This window comes from Sphingobium sp. B8D3A, assembly GCF_025961995.1.
In the GTDB taxonomy this organism is placed as follows: domain Bacteria; phylum Pseudomonadota; class Alphaproteobacteria; order Sphingomonadales; family Sphingomonadaceae; genus Sphingobium.
In genome coordinates, this window is record NZ_JAOQOS010000001.1 from 574363 (window position 1) to 594021 (window position 19659).

Below are 19659 nucleotides of genomic sequence, written 5' to 3' on the forward strand. Positions count from 1 at the left end.
GATGTGTCGCTCAGGCCTTTGGGGGCACACCCTCCATATGGTCCGTTTCCCCATCAAGCTTGCCGAGCGCTTTGCGGGAAAAGGCGATGATGTCACCATAACGCTGCTCCCGCACCTTGTTGACCCATTCGGGGTCGCTGATCTGCCCGCGCCCGACAGCGACGAGGTCGAAGTCGCCCCGCTGCAGACCCTGGTCTAGAAGGGTGATGCTCGCCTGTGCATCGGATTGCGATTCCAGGCCCTGAGCCGTTTCCATGATGTCGGTGCTCAGGCCGACGCTGCCCACGGCGATGACCGGGAGTCCGCTCAGTTGCCTGACCCAAGCGGCCAGCGTCTTGTCGCTCTCCGGCCAGGCAGCCTCCCAGAAACGTCGCGTCGACACGTGGAGAATATCGACTCCTGAGTCCCGCAGCAGCGAGACGAATAACGCCAGCTCCTCTGGCGTCTCGGCGATCCGCGCCTTGAGATCGATCTCCTTCCACTGGGAAAAGCGAAAGGAGATGATAAAATCTTCCCCGCAGGCTGCACGTACGCTTCGCGCAATTTCGGCAGGATAGCGCGCCCGCTCGGGCAGCGACTGGCCACCATAGCGATCCGAGCGGCGGTTGGTTTGCTGCCACAGAAACTGATCGAGAAAATAGCCGTGCGCGCCGTGCAGTTCTATGCCGTCTGCCCCGGCCTTTTGCGCGAGAAGCGCCGAGCGAACGAAGGCCTGTTTGATTTCCTCTAGGTCCTCAAGCGTCGCCGCCCGACCACGCGGTCGGTCCGCCGCCATCAATCCGGATGGGCTGAGCGTCGGCGTGACGACCACCCCGTCTCCCAGATCCTCATCCTTGCGCACGGCGCCCTCATGCCAGAGTTGCAGGAGAATGTGCCCGCCTGCCGCGCGCACTGCCCCAACGCACTGTCGCCAGGCCTCGAACGTGCCTTCGTCCAACCGGCTGAAAACAGCCGACCGTGTCGCGCTGGGGTGATCGACCGCGACCGACTCCGTGATGATAAGGCCCGCGCCACCCTTCACGCGCCGCACGTAGTAATCGGTGAGCGTATCGGTCGGCGCGCCGTCGACGCTCCATCCGCGTTGCATGCCGGGGAGGACGAAGCGATTGGCGAGTTGCCGCCCTTTCAAAGTGAACGGATCGAAGAGGAGGGAGGACTGATCCGTCATGCGGTTGCGCCTCGCATCGATGATAGCTGGCCTGCCACGATCAGTAGCGCCATTTGACCGTCGCGCCGAAGGTGCGCGGCGGATTGAGCAACACCAAGTCGCCATTTGCGGACGGCTGGAAGGCCGCGATCTGCGCCTTGTCCTCGATGTTCCTGACGAACGCCGAGATCTGCCACGCGCGATTGGGGGTTTCGAAGGTCAAGCTCGCATTGGAGCGCAAATAGCCATCCTGATAGGAGCCGGGGGCGTTGCTGTTGGCCACGAAATGGCCCGTCACATATTTGCTGTCGATGCCGAAGGTCAGGCGGGCGCCGCTGTCGAAATCGAACCGGTGCTCGTAGGCGCCACCTAGCGTGAAATCGGGCGCGGCCTGGATCTGCTTGCCCGACAGGTTGGTCGCGCCAATGATATAGGTATCAAAGCGGGCATGGAGCCAGGTGGCCGCCAGCGACAGGCGACCCGCGGAGGAAACGGCGACCTCGGCCTCCAACTCGCCGCCGTACATCGATGATTTCTGCGAATTGGTCGTCTGGATGAAGAAGCCGGGAATGGCGGCGTCGCGGATCACCTGCAGCGCCTGGAAATCCTTGTAATCATAATAGAAGACTTCGCCGTTGATCTGGAGGCGGTTGCCGAGCAGGCGGTTCTTCGACCCCAATTGATAGGCAGTAATCGTCTCCGGTCGGTAGGAGCCGGTGAAGCCGGGCAATTGCGGAACCTGATTGATGCCGCCTGATTTGAAGCCGGTGCTGACCGTCGCGTAGACCAGCGACGTCTCGGCCAGATCGAGCTCTGCCCCGGCTTTCCAGGTCCATTTGCGGGTCCGGAAATTCTGCAGGATCGGCAGTTCGGTGGTGGAGGTCGGCGAGATGGTGCGGACCACACCCGTCGCGGACTTCTCCTCGTCGGTATAGCGCAGCCCGCCGATGACCCGCAGCATGGAGGCGAGGGGCACGGTGACTTCGCCGAACACCGCTTTCGAAGTCGTCACCAGATGCGGATCGCTGGAGAAGTAGGGGATCTCGTCCTGATTGAAGGTCTGTGAGGCCGGCCCGGTCTCGCGTGCGTAAAAGCCGCCGAGGAGCCATTTGAAAGGCGACTGGGCAGGCGATGCGAGGCGCAGCTCCTGCGTGAACAATTTGCTGCGCACACCCTGGATAAAGCCTGAGGACGACGTGCCCAGCACCTGCGTCTGCCGGGCGAGGAAGTCGTTGTCGCGGTAGCCGGTGAGCGAGGTGAGCGTGGCCCAGGGGAGCGTGAGATCAATCTGATTATAGACCGACCAGCTATCGCTATGATTGAAATCCGCGAGGTTGCGTCCGCTCAGCCCGGTATAGGGGCGGAAAGGGCGGCCGGCGCACAAAGCGCTGGTGGTGTTGGACGGGCAATAGTCCCAACCCGCGCCATCGTTGCTGAGCTCGGAGCGGTCGGCACTGAGGACGATCTTTAGTTGATCGCTGGGCTGGACCAGTAGACGCGCGCGCCCGACCCAATCAGCGGCATTGCTGTATCCATCGGGATAGAAGCCATCGCGCCTGTTTGAGCCAAACGCGAAACGGATCGCGGCCTTTCCACCCACGGGCACGTTCAGCATCGCCTCGGAACCGAATGTCGCATAATTGCCCGCAGTCAGCGCGATATTTGCCTGCACTTGCCCCAGCACCGGTTCGTTGGTCAGGAAGTTGATCGCGCCGCCATTTGAGTTGCGGCCATAGAGCGTGCCCTGCGGTCCACGCAGAGACTCCACGCGCGCGATGTCGACCAGAACCGGGGGATAGGCCTGCGGATGGGCCAGAAAGATGCCGTCGACCGTATAGGCTATGGCGGAATCGACACCGGCCTGCGTGCTGAACGTGCCAACACCGCGCACGGTGACGATCGGCGTGCTCGTCGCGGTCTGGAATTCCACAGCGGGCAGCCGGCTCTGCAGGTCCGTCAACCCGGTGATGCCGGCCCGCTCGAGGGCCCCTCCGCCGATCACCGAGACGGCAACAGGTGCGTTCTGCAACGTCTCTGCCGTCCGACGCGCAGTGACGACAATGTCCTCGATCGTTGCCGATGGTTCGCTTGCGGGTCCGGTCTGCGTCATCCCCGGCGTCGCCACCAAGGCCGCCAGCACGCAAAAACCCGACAGACTGTCAGAGCCCTTCCACATATCCTCGCCCTCTTCATTTCGTTGTTTTGTGGCGAGCAGGCTTAATTGGCCGCAGCCAGGCCGTCTTTCCGATTTCCGCAGTGGATTTTTTGAAATTTGGAAGTGCGGGTCGATTCTGAGTCTAAGCAGTGCGACCATATCGCAATTGCCGTGGCGAAACCCCGGCATAGGACCGAAAGCTGGTGCTGAACTGACTGCTGCTGTTGAAGCCACACTCCAGCGCAATGTCCGTGATCGATCTATCCTGCCAGGCTGGCGATTTGAGGAGCGCCTCTGCTTGTTGGAGCCGGAAATTCCGGATCATCCGGGCGGGTGACTCTTCAACCTGGCAGATGAGGTGCAGGTAACGCGTGGATATCCCGAGTGCGCGCGCAATATCCGCCGCTGAAAAATCGGGATCGCTGAAGTTTCGTGCGATGATCTCGCGAACGCGCAGCACATCGGCGCTGCGCTTGTGCAAGCCAGGGCTATGGTCATCGGCTTTGACGGGACGCAGAGTATCAAGGAAGCCGTCCACCAGCTTCGTGCTGATCGAAGGAAACTGCGCCAACCCAATGCATGATCGAAGCGCAAACATGATGTCGCGCGCTGCGAGCCCATTGGCATCGGGCAAGACAGTCGCTGCTGTGCTCAGATGAAGCGGCTCTGGAACATGGCGCGCGACCATCCAGTGAGGCAGAACGAGTGTAAGATGCCGCGTGTCGCCAAGGCTGATCGTCCTGATTGGATCGTTCGTATTGATGACGACGAGTTTATGTTCCGGGATTTCCTGTATTTGGCCATCGCCTCGGCCGATCCAGGTGGGACGGTTCGCGATGTAGAAGCAGAATTTCGCAGCGCGATTGTCGGAACCGCCGCCGCTTATGACCTCGAAGCGCTCGGGCACCAGCCAGTCAAAGAGCTGGATTTCGCTCTGACTGTTCGTGGTCGCGGCCACGATGACAGGCCGATGTGGCGTGCCGACATATGTCGCGGCCTGATACAAGGCAAAGCCACTGTTCCACGACCCATTGATTGGCGAAACTGAAATGTTCTGTGCCATGATGGTATCAAGATGTCATGCGATGCGCATTCCGCATAGTGTCAATGCGTGGGGTCGCTCTTTGCGTGACCTACCCGGCTTAACTGGTCCCCGGTACATGTGACCCCCAGTGGGCCGGTCATAGGACAACCCTTGGACAGCGCGCCCGCGGGTTGTCCTCAGTTTTAACAGTTCAACATAGCCGACATTTCACCGCGCGAAACGGTCCGTGAGGAGCTGCCTTCGTTCATGAAGCTGGCTTGCGCCATGAGCCTGAGATCGGCGGCGGTTAAAATCGAAGCGCACGCTGTCGGTTGCGGTTGCGGTTGCGGTTGCGGTTTCGAGGGGATCCATCTGAGATCGTTTAGCAAGGATTCTTCGGGTGAGTCAGGCTGAATCAATCGCGGTATGACGCGGCTTCGGCACGAGGTGGGAGACAGATCGCATTCTGCTCGCGCCCCTTGCCTTATCCTTCTGTCTGACGACGCCAGCTCTTCTCTCTAATGAGCCGCTCATCAGAATTACACGCAATCGGCGTAAAACCGTGCTGCTACATCAGGGTGGGATCTCAAGCGCGCCTTGAGGTGGTTCATGCCGACATCGCGAAAAAGCGGGTTGCTGGGGTCTGAACTCACCCCGCGTTCGACTGCGCGGAGTTCGGGAGGAAGGTCGATTAGGGGGATGCTGCCCTCGTGGCTCGCGCCGAGAAAGAACGGAATGGAATAGCGCGCCGTGCCGGGCTCTGGTGAGGTGGCGCAATGGACGTCCGCGTGGACGAAGCCGTTGGTGGCCAGTTCAAGCAGTTCTCCGGTGTTCACGACGAAGGTGCCCGGCACAGGCGGCGCATCGATCCACGATCCGTCCTCAAGCTGGACCTGCAGACCCGGCAGCACGTCTTGCAGCAAGATGGTGATCAGCCCGCCATCCTTATGGGCGCCGACGCCCTGTTTCGACGTGGCTTGATCGCGACCGGGATAGCGCACGATCTTGAGATGCTGGCGTGGGCCCGACTTGTACATGGGCGCAAAGGCATCTTCGTTCTGGCCGAGCGCCAGGGCGATCGCGCGGAGGACTTCGATCCCGACCCGCGTCACCTCCGCCTGATAGGCCAGAATGATGCCTCGCATCTCCGGCAGGGCATCGGGCCACTGATTGGGCCCGATGGCGCGATGCCAGGCGGGTGTGTCGGGGCCAGTCGGCAGCGGGGCTTCCTCGCGGTCGAAATCCACCTGCTCGCGCCAGTCGGGCTTACCGCCTGTTAGCTCCATGCCCGCCCGGCAATAGCCCCGGAAATGCGGCGATCTGATCATTTCAATGGCGAGCTTGTCTTCCTCCGGCAATGCGAAGAACTGCTTGGAGACGGCGAGCGCTGCGGCGCACAGCGCGGGGTCGACGCCATGACCCTTAAGGTAGAAGAAGCCGAAACGGTGCAGCACGCTCCTCAGATGTGCGATCAGCGTCTCACGGCCTCGCGCGCTGCCTTGCAGTCTGGAGATGTCCACGACCGGCAGGGTGTCAGGCAGATCGGCACCCTGTGCGGGTTGATCGTCAACGCCGGCTTTTCCGGCCACAAGATCTGAAAGAACGTCCAACATCATACTCTCCATTTGTGTCGCCAAGCGTGCAGTCATTGTCCAGGCAGGCAATGATCGCGTTGGCTGATCCATGGTGTTGATTTTGAACGACCGTGTCGGTGGGTAAACCACATTCGTTCCCACCGTCGTTGGGATAAATCCCACCTTTCGAAAATTGTGAATCTATATTTCCGGTGATGGAAATATATTCAGAGATAGAAAAGATTTACATCGGATTTGAGCTGCGTCTGAATCTCTTCAATATGGGTACCGACGAGATTTGGCGCGAGGTAGATCGCCTTCCCACAGGTCGCGCAGCACAGGTCGCGTTTGGGCGTCTCCAATGGCTGGTGGGCCACAAGGTCTGGCGTCAGGCTGCAACAGGCGCAGCCGCCGGGGCTCGAAAATCTTTCGAGCTGATCAATCATCTCCTGTGTCCAGCGCGCGTGGCAGAATGGGCAGGTCGCGTGATTATTCATATGTCTTCTTTCCATGGCTATCCCAGGTCTGCGCGACGGGAGATGATGTAGGTTTCGTTCTGGAACCACAGCCCGCCATATTTGCGCAGCGTCTGGCGGGTGGCCTCGAGATAGCGATCGCTGTTCATCGCCACGGACAGCCGGTCGTCTTCGATCTGCGCCACGTAGCTGGCGGCATTCCAGGCCGCGAGCAGCGTGGAGGAGCCGATCGACTGATCGATTTCGGTATCCAGCGTCTGGATGCCATAGCGGAACACCGAGCGCTCATCGGGTAGATCGTGAAGCTGGAATTTGCGCGCGTCACGGCCGAGTTCGACCTGGACAGCAGCCATCAGTATCTGCCGCTTGTGGACGAAGGGGGCTTCGTTCGGCCAAATGGTCTGAATCAACTCCATGCCCGGATCGTCACCAAAGGAATGGACGCCCATCAACTGCCCGCTCAGGCGCAACGCGCGGGCGAGCGGCGCGACGATCTTCTCCGCCTTGAAGGATAGCTCTGCCCGCGCGCTATAGGGTTGGGACAGTAGTACGAAGTCGAAATCGGCACTGGCCCGGCCCCGACGTGGAATGACCGCGTCGAGCGCGAACCGATGGTCGCGGCGGTACAGGATGAGGACAGCGGGGACTTCATGCAGCGGGCGCCCTGTGGCGGCACTGCGGCGCACGCGCCAGTTGCGTTCCAGAAATGGCTGAAGCTCGGCGATCGCCTCCTCGAAATCGCCGGCCGTGGTCCCATCGAGCGGCACTTCTTCCCAGACCATCCGGCTGGCGTCCACCGGATTGCGCGGGTTGAGCCAAGGGGCCTCGGTATAGGGCAGGTTGGTGACGACCAGCACCGTCGCCGGATGCTCCTGAAACCTGTCGGGCATTTTCTCCAGCATCAGTCGCACGTTTTCGAGGCTGATTTCCTTCGCGACGATGTAGAAAGGTAGCCAAGCGTAACGGCGGTGCGCGCCGCGCAGAAGCCGGGTAAGTGCGGTTCCATCGCCGGCGCCCCCATCAAACAAGCGGATCGCGGGCGGACGGGGCTGGGCGAGGGCCAACTGCTGCAACGCGCGGTCGGCGATCACCTGCTTTTCCGATGAGGTGTTCACGAACATCAGATATTTCTGGCGGTTGTCGTAGAAGCGGAAGCTGTGCTCGACGCTCATCTCGGCGCGACCGATAATGGCCGATCGCAACGTCGCTGCCGATAGCCCGCCCTGCTCGGCGATGAAGCGGTGGACCCGTTCTACCGTCTGGAGCGTCACGCGGCCGCCCTGCTGCAGGCGGCTGACGAACTTGCCGTCGTTGACAGCCTGCCGCCCGAATGTCGTCTGGGCGATCTTCAGCCGCTTGCAGGCTTCTTCGACCTGAGCCAGCAGGGTCTCGGCATCGGTCATGCCGCTACCATCGCATCTCGGGCACTGACCAGTCCGTGCCGATGGGCGGCAGGCGCAGCAGGCGGGTCGCAGTGCCGCCGAAAATCAGGCGCTTGTCCGCAAGGCTCAGCCGGTCGCTCCGCAGCAGAAAGTTGAGGCTCTCGGCATAGGTCAGTCCGCGGCGCCGTGGGCGGGCACCGCGGGGAAGATCGGCCGTGCGCAAGCGCGTATAATCGCTGGCCCACATGATCCGCTCCGCGCCGAACGCGGCAATCAACTGGTCGAGCCGCGGCCACAGATCCTCGAACGGGTAAGACTCTTCCGACAGGAGCGGGGCGCCGCAGAGCTTCACGGCAATGTTGGGGTAGCGAGCAAGGTCGAGCAGGTCGGGGAAGGTCGCCCAGGACATCGTCTCGGGCGGCGACACGGGGTGCTGCGCGACGCCGATATGGTCGATGATCAGCGTCAAGGTGGGATGCCGTTCGGCAATCTCCGCCATGCGCGCGCATCCGCCGTGGGTGGAGTTGAAGATGGGCAGGCCGACCTCTTCTGCCGCCGCATAAAGGGTATCGAACTTTCCGGTATCGAACTCTGGGCGCATTTCCGCTGTCGCGAAGTTTCCGACCAATGCGCGCCCTGCCACCATGGCGGGATTGGCTGCGACCTTGCGGACAGCAGGGCCGAAGTCGTCGACGATCGGGAAGAAGGTATGGACCCCCGGGAAACGCCCCGGGAAGAGGGTGCTGGCGAGTTCGATAAACGCGTCGTCGGTGACCGCGAGCGCCCGGTCGACGCCGATCGCGTCCATCGCTTCGCGCGCGAGTTCGATCTGCATCCTTGTCAACAGGTGCATGTCTGGCCCGTCCAGCCGAACTGCAGGAAAAGGCTCATGGATTTGCGCGTCGATGATTTCGAGCGTGTCGATCGGGGCCATGCAGTCGGGGTCTCCTCCGTGGGTCTGACCTTGCGCGCTCATTGCCCGGCCTCCAGCGCCATCCGGTCGACGCTGCGGGCGAATGGCTTGAGGCCCTGCCAGGTGATCAAAAGTGTCAATGGGCCAAGCAGGGCAGTGCTGAGCGAGATGGAGTAGTTGAGCAGTTGCGGATCGCGGAAGAGATAGTCCGTCAGGATCGCGACGAGGAGCGGGCCTACCGCAAAGGCCAGAACATTGGTGCAGAACTGGCTCACCGAGCTGACCTGCGCGCGCATGCTGTTGGGCGTGACAAGCTGGAAGGCGGCGATAGCGGGGCCGGCGCCCATGGCGGAAACGAACACGGCGATCGATTGAAGCGTCAACACCATCCAGGGATTGGGCAGCAACGGCGCGACGATGTAGCAGGGCACGGACACGCACAGGCCGTAAAAGACGATGCGCAGATTAGCGTCGGAGCGCCCCTGCTTCATCCAGCGTTCCGAGACGCGCGCGCCGAGCAGCAGGGCGATGGGCGAGAGGACCATGGCGATCCCGCCCGTGATCATGCCGACATCGGACAGCTCCCAGCCGAATTCGCGGTGGTAGAGCGTTGGCATCCATTGCGAGATGCCCATAACCATCAGCAGCTTCATGGCGAGGCCGCCGATCGCAGCGAGATAGACGCGCCAGTCATCGCGCATGAAGCGGGCGACATCCTTCACCGGGACGCTTTTCAGCTTACGGCCTTTTAGTCCACGCCGCGCCGGCTCCTTGGTGGTCAGCACGACGAGCGCCCAGATGAGGCCCGGCGCGCCGACGATGATGAAGGCCCACTGCCAGGGGCGGATCGTGCCGCCGAAGGGCAAGCTAACCGTCGGGAAGTGTTCGACCATCGCGAGCACCGCGCCGCCCATGAAGAGCGCAAGCCCCGTGCCCACCGTCGCGCCGATGGAAAGCACACCGGTTCCAAAGGCCACCTTTTCCCGTGGGTAGGAGTCCGTCACGATCGACCAGGTCGCCGGGCCGTAGCCCGACTCGCCGGCGCCGATACCCATGCGCGCGAGGAACAGATGCGTGTAGTTTTGAGCCAGACCGCACAGCATCGTGGCACCGCTCCAGAAAGCGATGCAGGCGGCGACGATGTTGCGGCGATTGCGGGTGTCCGCGATGCGGGCGATGGGCAGGCCGGCGATGGCGTATGTCAGAGAAAAGGCCGCGCCCAGCAACAGAGCCGCCTGCGTATCGGAAATACCGAAATCGCGCTGCACGGGCAGGATCAGCAATGCGAGAACCTGACGGTCCACGACCGTGAACAGGACGACGACCGTCAGCACGAAGAGCGAATAATGCGCTTGCCCGCGGGTCGGCATGTCCGTGTCATCTGCGCGTGCGCCAAGCGTGGGACCAGCCGTTGCTTGGGAGACGCCAGGATCATGCGCATCGTGATGGACAGTCAAAAATCGTCTCCCAAAACCCGTTGTTTTTTATCTTCTATCCGCATGTCGATTCAGAATGCAGCGCCGTAGATTTGGCGCGCGTCACGCCATTCGACAGGGCGCACATTGCGGTCCAGCAAGCGGGTGACGGTCATTGCGCCATCCGTCATACGGTCCAGCGCATCGACCGGCACGCCATGGTCGGAGAGGCGCATGGGCACGCCGCAATCGCGGCACAATCCTTCGATCAAACGCAGCCCTGCGCGCGCGATCTCGGCCGTCGTTCCGTTGCCATCCGCACCAGCCGCCATAGCGATGTCGGCATAGCGTGCCTCCGCTGCTGGCAGGTTGAAGGCGAGGACGTGCGGTAGGAGGATGGCGTTCGACACGCCGTGGGCGACATGGAACTCGCCGCCGAGCGGATAAGCCAGCGCATGAACCGCGGCCGTGTTCACCGGGCCAAGGCATAGGCCCCCATAGAAGCTGGCCCGCGCCATGTCCGTCCGTGCTTGTACATCGTTGCCATTGCGCACGGCGTTGAGCAAACTGCGGAAGACGAGCCGCACGCCCTCCAACGCGAAGGTATCGATCACCGGATGGGCAAAGCGGTTGGCATAGGCTTCAATGCAATGAGTCAGCGCGTCCAGCCCGGTTGCGGCGGTGACGGCGGGCGGCATCGACTTCGTGAGCATCGGGTCGATATAGGCGGCATCCGGCACCAGATGCTCGCTCACCACGCCCTTCTTGAGCAGGTCATTCTCATCCAGCAGGATGGCAATGGGCGAAACCTCGCTGCCGGTGCCGGCGGTGGTCGGGATGCACGCGAGCCAGCATCTGCGCGGGCCGGACAGGCCGTCGCGCTGAACATGCGCGATCGTCTGGCCGCCATCCATCAGGGCGGCGGCGAGTTTCGCAAGATCCATCGAGCTGCCGCCGCCGATGCCGATGACGGCATCTGCGGCCCGACTTTGGGCCCTGGCCAGCAAGGCCTCGAAGTCGCTTACGGATGGCTCCCTGCCGCTGTCGCACCAGATTTCGGTGCGCAAGCCTTGCGACCGCAAGGGGCCGGCGACGCGCTCCGCTGCGTCGCGTACCGGTGGCGTCGTCACGATAAGGGCCGACTTCGAACCGATCTTGAGAAGATCATCGACCAATCGCGCTGACACATCCGGCCCGAAATGGAGGAGCGCGACCTGTTTGATGCTTATCTGCTGGGGACTCATGGTCGGCGCGTTCCTGACGGTGATTTTGCAGGATCGGGATGACATGGCCCGCCGGGCGGCACTTACCCTGGCCGGAAGTTGCAGATGCCCGTCGCGGTATGTCTAGCGCCCCCGCCTGTGGGCCTCCTGCAAACCAGGCGTCGGGCGTAGAAAAGGCACAGCGAACTTCCGCGACGGATAAGCGCGCTCCGGTAGCAATGGGCAGTCATGGCCGCTGGCAGCAACGTCGACAGAGAAGATCATGATCACCGAAATCGCACATCTCACCATCGATCCGGCGAAGGCGGAGGCTTTCGAGCTGGCCGTGGCACAGGCGGCGGCTATTTTGCGGGCCGCCAAGGGCTCACACAGCATGACACTTGAGCGGGTGATCGAAGACCCGGCCCGTTATCGCCTGCGCGTGGAATGGGACAGCGTCGAAGACCATATGGTCGGCTTCCGGGAGTCCGACGGCTTCCTCCAGTGGCGGGCGCTCGCCGGCCCTTATTTCGTCGAACCGCCCTTTGTGGAGCATAGCCAGACGGTCGGCCGCTTTTTCTGATCTCGCCGCCGCATACCGCGAGGGGCAGCATCATTTTCCGGCCCGGGCAAGTGGCTCCGGGGAGTGCTTCCTAGGTTGCGGTCCTGTCCTCCCCCTTTCAGGCCGCCTTGTTCCGTGCGGACGGCCCACACAGGAAGAAACCATGTCCACTGGCTCAATCACATTCGAAGTCGTGCCCAATTGGGAAAAATGTCCTGCCGGTGATGAATTCAGCCATGAGGACGTAGCCGGCGTCGCTTGCGATTCCCGGGACAGGGTCTTCCTCCACACCCGCAAGGGAGAGCGGGTGATGGTGTATGATTCAGACGGCAACTTCCTCTACAAATGGGGCGATGGCGTGTTCAATCGCGCCCATGGCATCACCATCCATGACGACCTGGTCTACTGCACCGACGATCAGGACAGCGTGGTGCGGGTGTTCGACCTGGAGGGGAATTTCCAGTGGATGCTGGGCGAACCGCGCAAGGTCAGCGATACAGGCTATGGCTCGATCAAAGGCCGGAAGCCGCAGATCCATCATAATGAATATGTGGAGCGCTCTGCGGATGGCTTCAACTGCTGCTGCAATGTGTGCATCGCGCAGAACAAGGACATGTTCGTCGCGGACGGATATGGCAATGCGCGCATCCATCATTTCTCGCCCAAAGGCGAACTGCTCAACAGTTGGGGCGAGGTGGGGACCGGCCCGGGCGAGTTTCATCTCCCCCACGGCATCGCGCTCGATCGTCAGGAAAATGTGATCGTCTGCGACCGCGAGAATGATCGCCTGCAATTCTTCGATCGCTCCGGCAAGTTCATCGCCATCTGGGATGACGTGCTGCGCCCGACGGACGTCGTGGTGGACGACGAGGGGCTCATTTACGTCTCCGAACTCTGGCGGCCGATGGAAGCCGGCCAAGGGTCTTTCACGCATGGCTTTGCGGACAGGGATCTGCCCGGCCGCGTGACGGTGTTTGCGCCGCAGGGCAATATCGTCGCGCGATGGGGCGCCGATTCCAACGCCCGCTCGGCCCCGGGCAACTTTATCGCGCCGCACGCCCTGGCGCTCGATTCGCAAGGCAGCCTCTATGTGGCCGAGGTTTCGGTCTCCTTTGGCTCCGGCTTCAATCGCATCGCGCGCGAGGCGTGCATCGATCACCAGATCCAGAAGTTCCGCAGGGTCGATCGCTGATGGCGCTGCCGCTGCTCGCAAACCTGGTTTGCGGAAGCCCCCATCGCAATCACGACTTTGATTACGCCCGGATCAACCTGGCGCAGGCGCTGTATGATGCCGGCGGCATTCGCACAGATTGCTTCATCGATTATGAGAATGTGGATGCATGGGCGCGCTGCGACATGGTTGTCAGCTACACCTCGCAAGTGCCGGTCTCGGAAGCGGCGTCGAGCGCCATGCGGGCCTTTCTGGAGCGCGGTGGACGCTGGTTCGCGCTCCATGCCAGCAATTCGGTGGGGGACAATCAGATTGTGCCGCAGATCATGGGCACGCGGTTCATAACGCACCCGCCCTTTCAGCGGTTCCGGGTAGACACCGCTCGTCCGGAAGACCCGCTGCTCGAGGGGATTGCGCCGTTCCAGATCGACGACGAGCTCTACTGCGTCGAGACGGTGCGCGATGATATCGAGGTTCTGTTGCAATGCCACTGGGGCGGCGAGGCCTTTGGCGGGCGCATGATGGAAACCAAGAATTGGCCGTTGATGTATCGGCGCCATGTCGGCGAGGGTGGCCTGCTGTATCTGGCTCTGGGGCACGCCAATCGCCCCTATGACAAACCCTTTGCGGATCGGCCCGACCAGCCCGATCATCGCGGCCCTTGGCAGGACCCCGTGTTCAAGACGTTGATCCAGCGCGGCGTGGAGTGGGCCGCGCGGCGGCGTCCTTTCGCCTAGAGCAGAGCCGGTGCTTCAGGCGCCGGGGCCGTTCCGCTCCAGTACGTCCTCATCCAAGCTTAGCCCGAGGCCGGGCCGATTGGACAGGATCAGATCGCCATCCTCGATCTGTAGTTTCTCGCGGAACAGCGGTTGCGCCCAAGGGACAAGACCCACGATCAATCCATTTGGGACGGCGGCGATTGCATGGCTCAGCGTTTCAGGCGCGAGATGGTTCACCACGGGCAGTCCGTGGGCCTGCGCCATATGGGCGACCTTGAGGAAGCCCGTCAGCCCGAGGTCCTGGTCGATCATCACATAATCGCTGCCGCGCTTCTCCATCAGGGCGCGAAATTCGTGGGGGTGCTGGAACACTTCGCCGGCGCAGATCGCCTGCCGCGCATTGGCCCGCACGAAGGCCATGCCGTCATAATCATGATAGGCGACGGGGTCTTCGATCCAATAGAGATCGTCCGCCTCCGTCTCGCGCGCGAAATGCAGCGCCTGCTTGGCTGTCCACTGAAAATTGCCATCGACGATGATGCGCACGTCCGGCCCGGCGCATGACCGCACGAAGTGGACATGCTCGATTGCCGTCGCCAGCGGGGCAAAGCCGACCGGACATTTGATCGCCCGAAACCCCCGGCCAAGGAGGTCGGCGATGTGGGCGGCGAGCGCGTCCTTGGGCGGCCCGGGCATCAGTCCCCAATTGGCGGACACGGGCAACCGGTTGCGAAACCCGCCCATCAGTTTCCAGACCGGCTGACCGACCGCCTTTCCCTTGATGTCCCAAAGGGCGACATCGATTGCGCTGCCGGCGCGCAACTCCAGCCCGCTGACCGGCGCGCCGAGGAGGGGGCGTGTGAGCCGGTCGTGAATGGGTTCGACCTCCGCCTCATGCCCTATGAGGCTCTCGACCATCGCTTCGATCAGCAGAATGAGGGGCTTGAGCGTGCGCGGGCTCACCCGGCTGACAGAGCCGATGCCCTCGATGCCTTGGTCGGTCATCAGGCGCAGCACGATGTGCGTTCCCGCCATCACGCCTTCGAAATTGACCGTCGCGCCCATCACCTTGGCGCCGGTGATCTTCATGCCCGCTCTCCCGATCGACCCCGGCACCCTGCCCAGAGTTCGGGCGCCTGTCTGCATCGCCGATGAGGCGCGGGCAATAAAGAGCCGACTGTCCCAGCCAATCCGCAAGGCAAACTTCCGAAACGGATAAGTGCGCGCAGGCCCACCTCATATGGTTTAGGTCCCGAGGCAAAGAAAAGCGGGGTTCAGGAGGGTGAAATGCGGAAGGCTATTAGCAAGAAGGCGGGGATGATGTTGACCGGCATGTTGCTTGCGACGGTGAGCGCCGGCGCAGCGGCGCAGGCGCAGCAGACGCAAGGCACAACCGATCGGGCCAGCACGGCGGGGAATGGCCTTTCCGATATCGTCGTGACCGCCACCCGGCAGCAGACCAATGTGCAGGATACGCCGATTGCGATCACCGCCGTCACGGGCGACACGCTCGCCACGCGCGGTATCCAGTCGGCAGCGGAGATTTCGCAGGTCGTGCCCAACGCCACCTTCTCGCGGGCGCAGGGTGCCTTCGGCCCGGGGGTAACGACCTATATTCGCGGCATCGGTTCGCGCGATACGAGCCTCGCTGGTGAGGCCGCCGTCGCTTTCTATATCGACGACATCTACTATCCGCTTCTGCTCGGCGCCAATTTCGACTTGCTCGATCTGGAGCATGTCGAGGTGTTGCGCGGCCCGCAGGGCACGCTGTTTGGGCGCAACGCGCTCGCCGGTGGCGTCGTTCTCGTCAGCAAGCAGCCCAGCCTCACCGAGGCCTCCGGCTTCGTGGACGTCACAGTCGGCGCTTACAAGCGCCGCGATTTCCGCGCCGGAATCAATCTGCCGATCGTGGCGGACAAGCTCGGCATGTCGCTCTCCGTTCTCTCCAAGAGGCGCGACGGATTTGTGAAGCGGCTCGATTTCCGGTGTCAGATGGAGGCCAATGGCACGCCGCAGCTGGCGGGGCGCATCCCCTATGTCGACCAGACGCTGGCCTCTTCTCCCAACAACCGGCCCGATGATTGTCAGGTCGGGACGCTGGGTGGCGAAGACGTGCGCGCGGTGCGAGGCGCGTTGAAATTCCAGCCGAGCGACGGCATCCGCTTCACTTTGTCCGCCGATTATATCCAGGATCAGTCGGAGAATGTCGCCGATACTCTGATCGCGACTAATGCCTCTCGCGCCGCGACGCGCGCGTCCTGGGTCGGGCAGGCCAACCTGCTGGGCGTGGCCTATGATAACAGGTTTCTGACCGGCAACCGCTTCTCCACTTATGCGACCTATTGCGATCCGGTTGGCGCCGGTACGGTGGTTGCCGGCAGCACCTTCTACAACGGCAATCCCAATCATGGCGGGGTCTGCTACAGCCCGCGCGTGGATGTCGTGAACTGGGGCGTTTCCGGCAAGCTGTCCATCGACCTGACGAGCGATATCGAATTCACCGGCATCCTTGGCTATCGCAATTTCAGCGACACGCATGCGTTCGATACCGATGGCTCGCCGTTGGTCCAGGAACACACGCTGGCGACGATCACCTCCCGATATATCAGTGCGGAAGCCCGGCTTTCCGGGCGCCACCAGTGGCTGGATTGGGTTGCCGGTGTCTTCCTGTTCGATGCCGATGGCCGCAATCGGGCCGTCACCTACTCACCGTGGAACGGTTTCCTCAAATATCAGAACACGACCTACGAGCCCACCAGCAAGGCGGTGTTCGCAAATGTCACTGTGCGTCCGTTCGAGCGCCTGTCCGTCGTGTTGGGCGGCCGCTACTCGAAGGATGCGAAGGACGTGCATTATTCCAATCTGGACGATCGCGATCCGGGCAATCCGAACTTCTCCCAGAACCTGACGTTCAATGTCAAACCCGAGGAGAGCCGCTTCGACTGGAAGGCCGGGCTGACCTATGAACTCAATGCCCAGACCATCGCGTATGTGTCGGCGGCCACCGGCTCGCAAGCCCCTGGCTTCAATGGGCGGCCGCTGCAGCCTTCGCAGAATCAGCAATATCCCGGCGATCGCACGCAGGCCTATGAACTCGGCATCAAGACCGAGTTTCTCGACCGACGGGTGCGCCTGAACGCGGTGGCCTTCTACACCGATTACAAGACGCGCATCTTCGGCCTCAGCGGGCAGGAAGCGCAGATCGGCACCAACGGTGGCCCATTGCCGGGCACACAGATCGTCATTCCCGATGTTGCTAATGGCAATGGCATTACCACCTGTCGCGCCCGCACCCCTGCGGAGGCTGCAGCCGGTCAGGGTGTGCAGTGCATTGGCCGGACGTTCTTCGTGAACCTGCCGGGCAAGGCCAAAGGCTTCGAGCTGGAGCTCGAGGCGAGGCCTGTCGAGGGGCTGCTGATCAATGGGTCGCTGGGCTATTCGCAATTCACCTCGCCCGACCTCAACGCGCCGGGGCGGATAACCAACCGGCTGACCGCCGTTGGCATCGGCATTCCAGAATGGACGGCCAATGCAGGGATCGAATATCGCGTCCCGGTTCCGTCGCTGGCAGGCTCGGTCACGCCGCGGCTGGACTGGTTCTACACAGGCAGCATTCCGTTTGATGCGGTCGATCCCGCCTATTTCCAGAAGGCCTATTCGACCTTCAACGGACGCCTGACGTACCAGAATGACGATCTTGGCCTGTCCGTCTCGCTGGGTGCGACGAACCTCACCAACAAGGCCTATTATCGCAACTACTTCATCTACAGCAGCATCGGTTTCGCCAGCAGCCAAGGCCAGCCTGCCGCGCCGCGGGAGTGGTACCTCAAGGTCAGCAAGACTTTCTAATTCAACGCGCAGTCCTCGCCGGCAGCGCTGGCGAGGACCGCCATGGAGATTGATTTGATATGAGACGTTCTACCGACCACATTCTGAGCAGCCACGGCGGCAACTTGCCCCGGCCCGCCAAGCTGGACGTGCTGCTGGCGAAGGCCGACGATCATCGCGCCGAGATCGACGAGCAACTGCCGCTGGCGGTGCAGTGGGTGGTGGACAAGCAGATCGCCTGCGGTGTCGATATCGTTAACGATGGCGAATATGTCAAAGCCGCCAATATGGGCCATTATGTAGGCTATATTCAGGCCCGCATCACCGGCTTTGGGCAACGCGAACGGCCCGAAGGCCTCGCACCCAAACGCGCATTTGTGGCCGAGCGGGATCGCCGCGATTTCCCCGGCTTCTATGAGTCCGGCCTGTGGTTCGCCGGCTCGGGCGGCCCGGTGCGTCCCGGCTTTTCCAAGCCCGGCGTCGTGCCCCAGCCCTCGAAGACGGAAGCGATCTGCGATGGGCCGGTCACCTATATCGGTCAGGAAGCAATCCAGAAGGATATTGCGGCGCTCAAAAAGGCGCTGGTCGGCAAGGATGGCGCGGACGGCTTCATCGCGGCGCTCGGCCCGCTCAGCCTCGGCGCCGGCACCCGCAACCTGCATTATCGGGACGAGCGCGACTATATGATGGCGGTCGCGGCGACCATGCGCGAGGAATATAAGGCGATCACCGATGCGGGCCTGATCGTTCAGATCGACGAGCCCGAGTTCGCGACGGCGTGGATGTTCTACCCCGACTGGAGCGTCGAGGAATATCGCGATTATCTGCGCTTCTGCGTCGAGGTCATCAATCACGCGCTGGAAGGATTGCCCGAGGAGCAGGTCCGTTTCCACATGTGCTGGGGCAGTGGCCACCGTCCGCATGTGAACGATATCGGCTTTGAGCACATCGCCGACCTGATGCTGATGATCAACGCGCAGACCTACACGTTCGAGGCGAGCAATCCGCGCCATGCTCACGAGTATCGCGTGTTCGAGACGCTCAAGCTGCCCGATGGCAAGATTCTCGCGCCGGGAGTGGTGGGGCATTACACCGATCTGGTCGAGCATCCGGAACTGGTCGCGGAGCGGCTGGTCAACTTCGCCAAGTTGGTCGGCATGGAGAATCTCCACGCCGGTACCGATTGTGGCATCGGGTCGCGCGTGGGGCATGAGGAGATCGTCTGGGCTAAGCTGTCGGCCATGGCGGAAGGCTGCCGCATCGCCAGCAAACGCCTGAAATCCTGATTTGCGTATGGATGCCGAGTCAAGAGGATCAAACATGGTGGATCAAGGCGATCGCAGCGTATTTCTGGTGACCGGCGGAAGCCGGGGCATTGGAGCTGCCATCGCACGAGACGCCGCCAAGGCGGGCTACCATGTGTTGCTCACCTATGCCGGCCGAGCGGACATGGCAGCGGCCGTGGTGGATGCCATTCGGGCGGAAGGCGGAAGGGCGCAGGCGGTCCAGGCGGATACTGGTGTTGCCGGTGATATCACCACGCTCTTTGCGGCCGTCGATCAGGTCGGCCCGCTGGCGGCGCTGGTCTATAATGGCGGCATTGTCGGCGAATCCTCAACACTTGTGGACGCGAGCGACGACCTCCTGGCCAAGGTGGTGGATGTCAATCTCACCGGCGCCTTGCTGTGCGCGCGCGAGGCCGTGCGTCGCATGTCCACCGCGAACGGCGGGGGAGGAGGCTCGATCGTGCTGATCTCGTCGCGCGCCGCGCTCTATGGCGCGCCCGGCGAGCATGTCTGGTACGCGGCCACCAAGGGTGGGGTGGACAGCCTCGTACTGGGCCTCGCGCGCGAAGTCGCGCCGCAGGGCATTCGTGTCAACGCGGTGTCGCCCGGCCCGATCGACACCGAAATTCATGTCCCCGGGAAACTGGACCGGATCGCCTCGGCCTTGCCGATGCGCCGGGCCGGTCAGCCCGAGGAAGTCTCCGCCGCCGTCATGTTCCTGGTTTCCGACGCGGCCTCTTATGTGGCCGGGGCCAATATCGCCGTGGCCGGCGCGCGATAACGAGCGCGTAAATCCGTCATTCCG

General features: G+C 62.4%; 16 protein-coding genes. 6 read left to right on the top strand and 10 right to left on the bottom strand.

What is annotated here, in order from left to right; translation table 11 throughout:
- Positions 1 to 10: 10 nt before the first annotated feature.
- From M2342_RS02785 to M2342_RS02825, 9 genes are all read right to left on the bottom strand, one after another.
- Positions 11 to 1168: a 12-oxophytodienoate reductase gene (locus M2342_RS02785; protein ID WP_264577946.1), complete on the bottom strand. Its 1158-nt coding sequence runs from the start codon at positions 1166 to 1168 to the stop codon at positions 11 to 13.
- Between the two features lie 40 nt (positions 1169 to 1208).
- Positions 1209 to 3323 carry a TonB-dependent receptor gene (locus tag M2342_RS02790; RefSeq protein ID WP_264577947.1) on the bottom strand — a complete coding sequence of 705 codons (2115 nt, stop codon included), beginning with the start codon at positions 3321 to 3323 and terminating at the stop codon, positions 1209 to 1211.
- A gap of 121 nt (positions 3324 to 3444) precedes the next feature.
- Positions 3445 to 4365 (bottom strand): helix-turn-helix transcriptional regulator, encoded by a 921-nt coding sequence (locus M2342_RS02795; RefSeq protein ID WP_264577948.1) that lies wholly within the window; start codon positions 4363 to 4365, stop codon positions 3445 to 3447.
- A 500-nt stretch (positions 4366 to 4865) separates the two neighbouring features.
- Complete coding sequence (locus M2342_RS02800) at positions 4866 to 5942, bottom strand: isopenicillin N synthase family dioxygenase (RefSeq protein ID WP_264577949.1); 1077 nt, start codon at positions 5940 to 5942, stop codon at positions 4866 to 4868.
- Positions 5943 to 6127: 185 nt separating this feature from the next.
- Positions 6128 to 6346 (bottom strand): hypothetical protein, encoded by a 219-nt coding sequence (locus M2342_RS02805; protein WP_264577950.1) that lies wholly within the window; start codon positions 6344 to 6346, stop codon positions 6128 to 6130.
- Between the two features lie 68 nt (positions 6347 to 6414).
- Positions 6415 to 7779 (bottom strand): hypothetical protein, encoded by a 1365-nt coding sequence (locus M2342_RS02810; RefSeq protein ID WP_264577951.1) that lies wholly within the window; start codon positions 7777 to 7779, stop codon positions 6415 to 6417.
- A gap of 4 nt (positions 7780 to 7783) precedes the next feature.
- Positions 7784 to 8692 carry an amidohydrolase family protein gene (locus M2342_RS02815; protein ID WP_264577952.1) on the bottom strand — a complete coding sequence of 303 codons (909 nt, stop codon included), beginning with the start codon at positions 8690 to 8692 and terminating at the stop codon, positions 7784 to 7786.
- 38 nt (positions 8693 to 8730) lie between these two features.
- Complete coding sequence (locus M2342_RS02820; protein ID WP_264577953.1) at positions 8731 to 10128, bottom strand: spinster family MFS transporter; 1398 nt, start codon at positions 10126 to 10128, stop codon at positions 8731 to 8733.
- Between the two features lie 50 nt (positions 10129 to 10178).
- A complete protein-coding gene (locus tag M2342_RS02825; protein WP_264577954.1) occupies positions 10179 to 11330 on the bottom strand; it encodes an iron-containing alcohol dehydrogenase in 1152 nt (383 codons plus the stop codon).
- A 241-nt stretch (positions 11331 to 11571) separates the two neighbouring features.
- On the opposite strand from M2342_RS02825, the gene M2342_RS02830 reads away from it, so the two are divergent.
- The 3 genes from M2342_RS02830 (at position 11572) to M2342_RS02840 (ending at position 13758) form a co-directional block, all read left to right on the top strand.
- On the top strand, positions 11572 to 11871 hold the full coding sequence (locus tag M2342_RS02830) for an antibiotic biosynthesis monooxygenase family protein (RefSeq protein ID WP_181560674.1): 300 nt from the start codon (positions 11572 to 11574) through the stop codon (positions 11869 to 11871).
- A gap of 142 nt (positions 11872 to 12013) precedes the next feature.
- Positions 12014 to 13042 (top strand): 6-bladed beta-propeller, encoded by a 1029-nt coding sequence (locus tag M2342_RS02835; protein ID WP_181560673.1) that lies wholly within the window; start codon positions 12014 to 12016, stop codon positions 13040 to 13042.
- On the top strand, positions 13042 to 13758 hold the full coding sequence (locus M2342_RS02840; protein WP_264577955.1) for a ThuA domain-containing protein: 717 nt from the start codon (positions 13042 to 13044) through the stop codon (positions 13756 to 13758). Before M2342_RS02835 ends, M2342_RS02840 begins: the two co-directional genes overlap by 1 nt.
- A 15-nt stretch (positions 13759 to 13773) precedes the next feature.
- On the opposite strand, the gene M2342_RS02845 is transcribed toward M2342_RS02840, so the two are convergent.
- Positions 13774 to 14829, bottom strand: coding sequence for a mandelate racemase/muconate lactonizing enzyme family protein (locus M2342_RS02845; protein ID WP_264577956.1), 1056 nt, complete (start codon positions 14827 to 14829; stop codon positions 13774 to 13776).
- Positions 14830 to 15027: 198 nt separating this feature from the next.
- On the opposite strand from M2342_RS02845, the gene M2342_RS02850 reads away from it, so the two are divergent.
- From M2342_RS02850 to M2342_RS02860, 3 genes are read left to right on the top strand one after another with little or no spacing between them, the layout of a single operon-like run.
- Positions 15028 to 17589: a TonB-dependent receptor gene (locus M2342_RS02850; protein ID WP_264575532.1), complete on the top strand. Its 2562-nt coding sequence runs from the start codon at positions 15028 to 15030 to the stop codon at positions 17587 to 17589.
- A 59-nt stretch (positions 17590 to 17648) separates the two neighbouring features.
- The gene (locus M2342_RS02855; protein ID WP_264577957.1) at positions 17649 to 18854 is read left to right on the top strand and encodes a cobalamin-independent methionine synthase II family protein; all 1206 of its coding nucleotides are present in this window, start codon (positions 17649 to 17651) and stop codon (positions 18852 to 18854) included.
- 34 nt (positions 18855 to 18888) lie between these two features.
- The gene (locus M2342_RS02860; protein WP_264575534.1) at positions 18889 to 19635 is read left to right on the top strand and encodes an SDR family oxidoreductase; all 747 of its coding nucleotides are present in this window, start codon (positions 18889 to 18891) and stop codon (positions 19633 to 19635) included.
- Positions 19636 to 19659 lie beyond the last annotated feature (24 nt).

Excerpts from the sequence above, each read along its gene's own strand:
- M2342_RS02785 (WP_264577946.1), bottom strand. The coding sequence starts at position 1,168 with ATGACGGATCAGTCCTCCCTCCTCTTCGATCCGTTCACTTTGAAAGGG.
- M2342_RS02790 (WP_264577947.1), bottom strand. The coding sequence starts at position 3,323 with ATGTGGAAGGGCTCTGACAGTCTGTCGGGTTTTTGCGTGCTGGCGGCC.
- M2342_RS02795 (WP_264577948.1), bottom strand. The coding sequence starts at position 4,365 with ATGGCACAGAACATTTCAGTTTCGCCAATCAATGGGTCGTGGAACAGT.
- M2342_RS02800 (WP_264577949.1), bottom strand. The coding sequence starts at position 5,942 with ATGATGTTGGACGTTCTTTCAGATCTTGTGGCCGGAAAAGCCGGCGTT.
- M2342_RS02805 (WP_264577950.1), bottom strand. The coding sequence starts at position 6,346 with ATGATTGATCAGCTCGAAAGATTTTCGAGCCCCGGCGGCTGCGCCTGT.
- M2342_RS02810 (WP_264577951.1), bottom strand. The coding sequence starts at position 7,779 with ATGACCGATGCCGAGACCCTGCTGGCTCAGGTCGAAGAAGCCTGCAAG.
- M2342_RS02815 (WP_264577952.1), bottom strand. The coding sequence starts at position 8,692 with ATGGCCCCGATCGACACGCTCGAAATCATCGACGCGCAAATCCATGAG.
- M2342_RS02825 (WP_264577954.1), bottom strand. The coding sequence starts at position 11,330 with ATGAGTCCCCAGCAGATAAGCATCAAACAGGTCGCGCTCCTCCATTTC.
- M2342_RS02830 (WP_181560674.1), top strand. The coding sequence starts at position 11,572 with ATGATCACCGAAATCGCACATCTCACCATCGATCCGGCGAAGGCGGAG.
- M2342_RS02835 (WP_181560673.1), top strand. The coding sequence starts at position 12,014 with ATGTCCACTGGCTCAATCACATTCGAAGTCGTGCCCAATTGGGAAAAA.
- M2342_RS02840 (WP_264577955.1), top strand. The coding sequence starts at position 13,042 with ATGGCGCTGCCGCTGCTCGCAAACCTGGTTTGCGGAAGCCCCCATCGC.
- M2342_RS02845 (WP_264577956.1), bottom strand. The coding sequence starts at position 14,829 with ATGAAGATCACCGGCGCCAAGGTGATGGGCGCGACGGTCAATTTCGAA.
- M2342_RS02850 (WP_264575532.1), top strand. The coding sequence starts at position 15,028 with ATGCGGAAGGCTATTAGCAAGAAGGCGGGGATGATGTTGACCGGCATG.
- M2342_RS02855 (WP_264577957.1), top strand. The coding sequence starts at position 17,649 with ATGAGACGTTCTACCGACCACATTCTGAGCAGCCACGGCGGCAACTTG.
- M2342_RS02860 (WP_264575534.1), top strand. The coding sequence starts at position 18,889 with ATGGTGGATCAAGGCGATCGCAGCGTATTTCTGGTGACCGGCGGAAGC.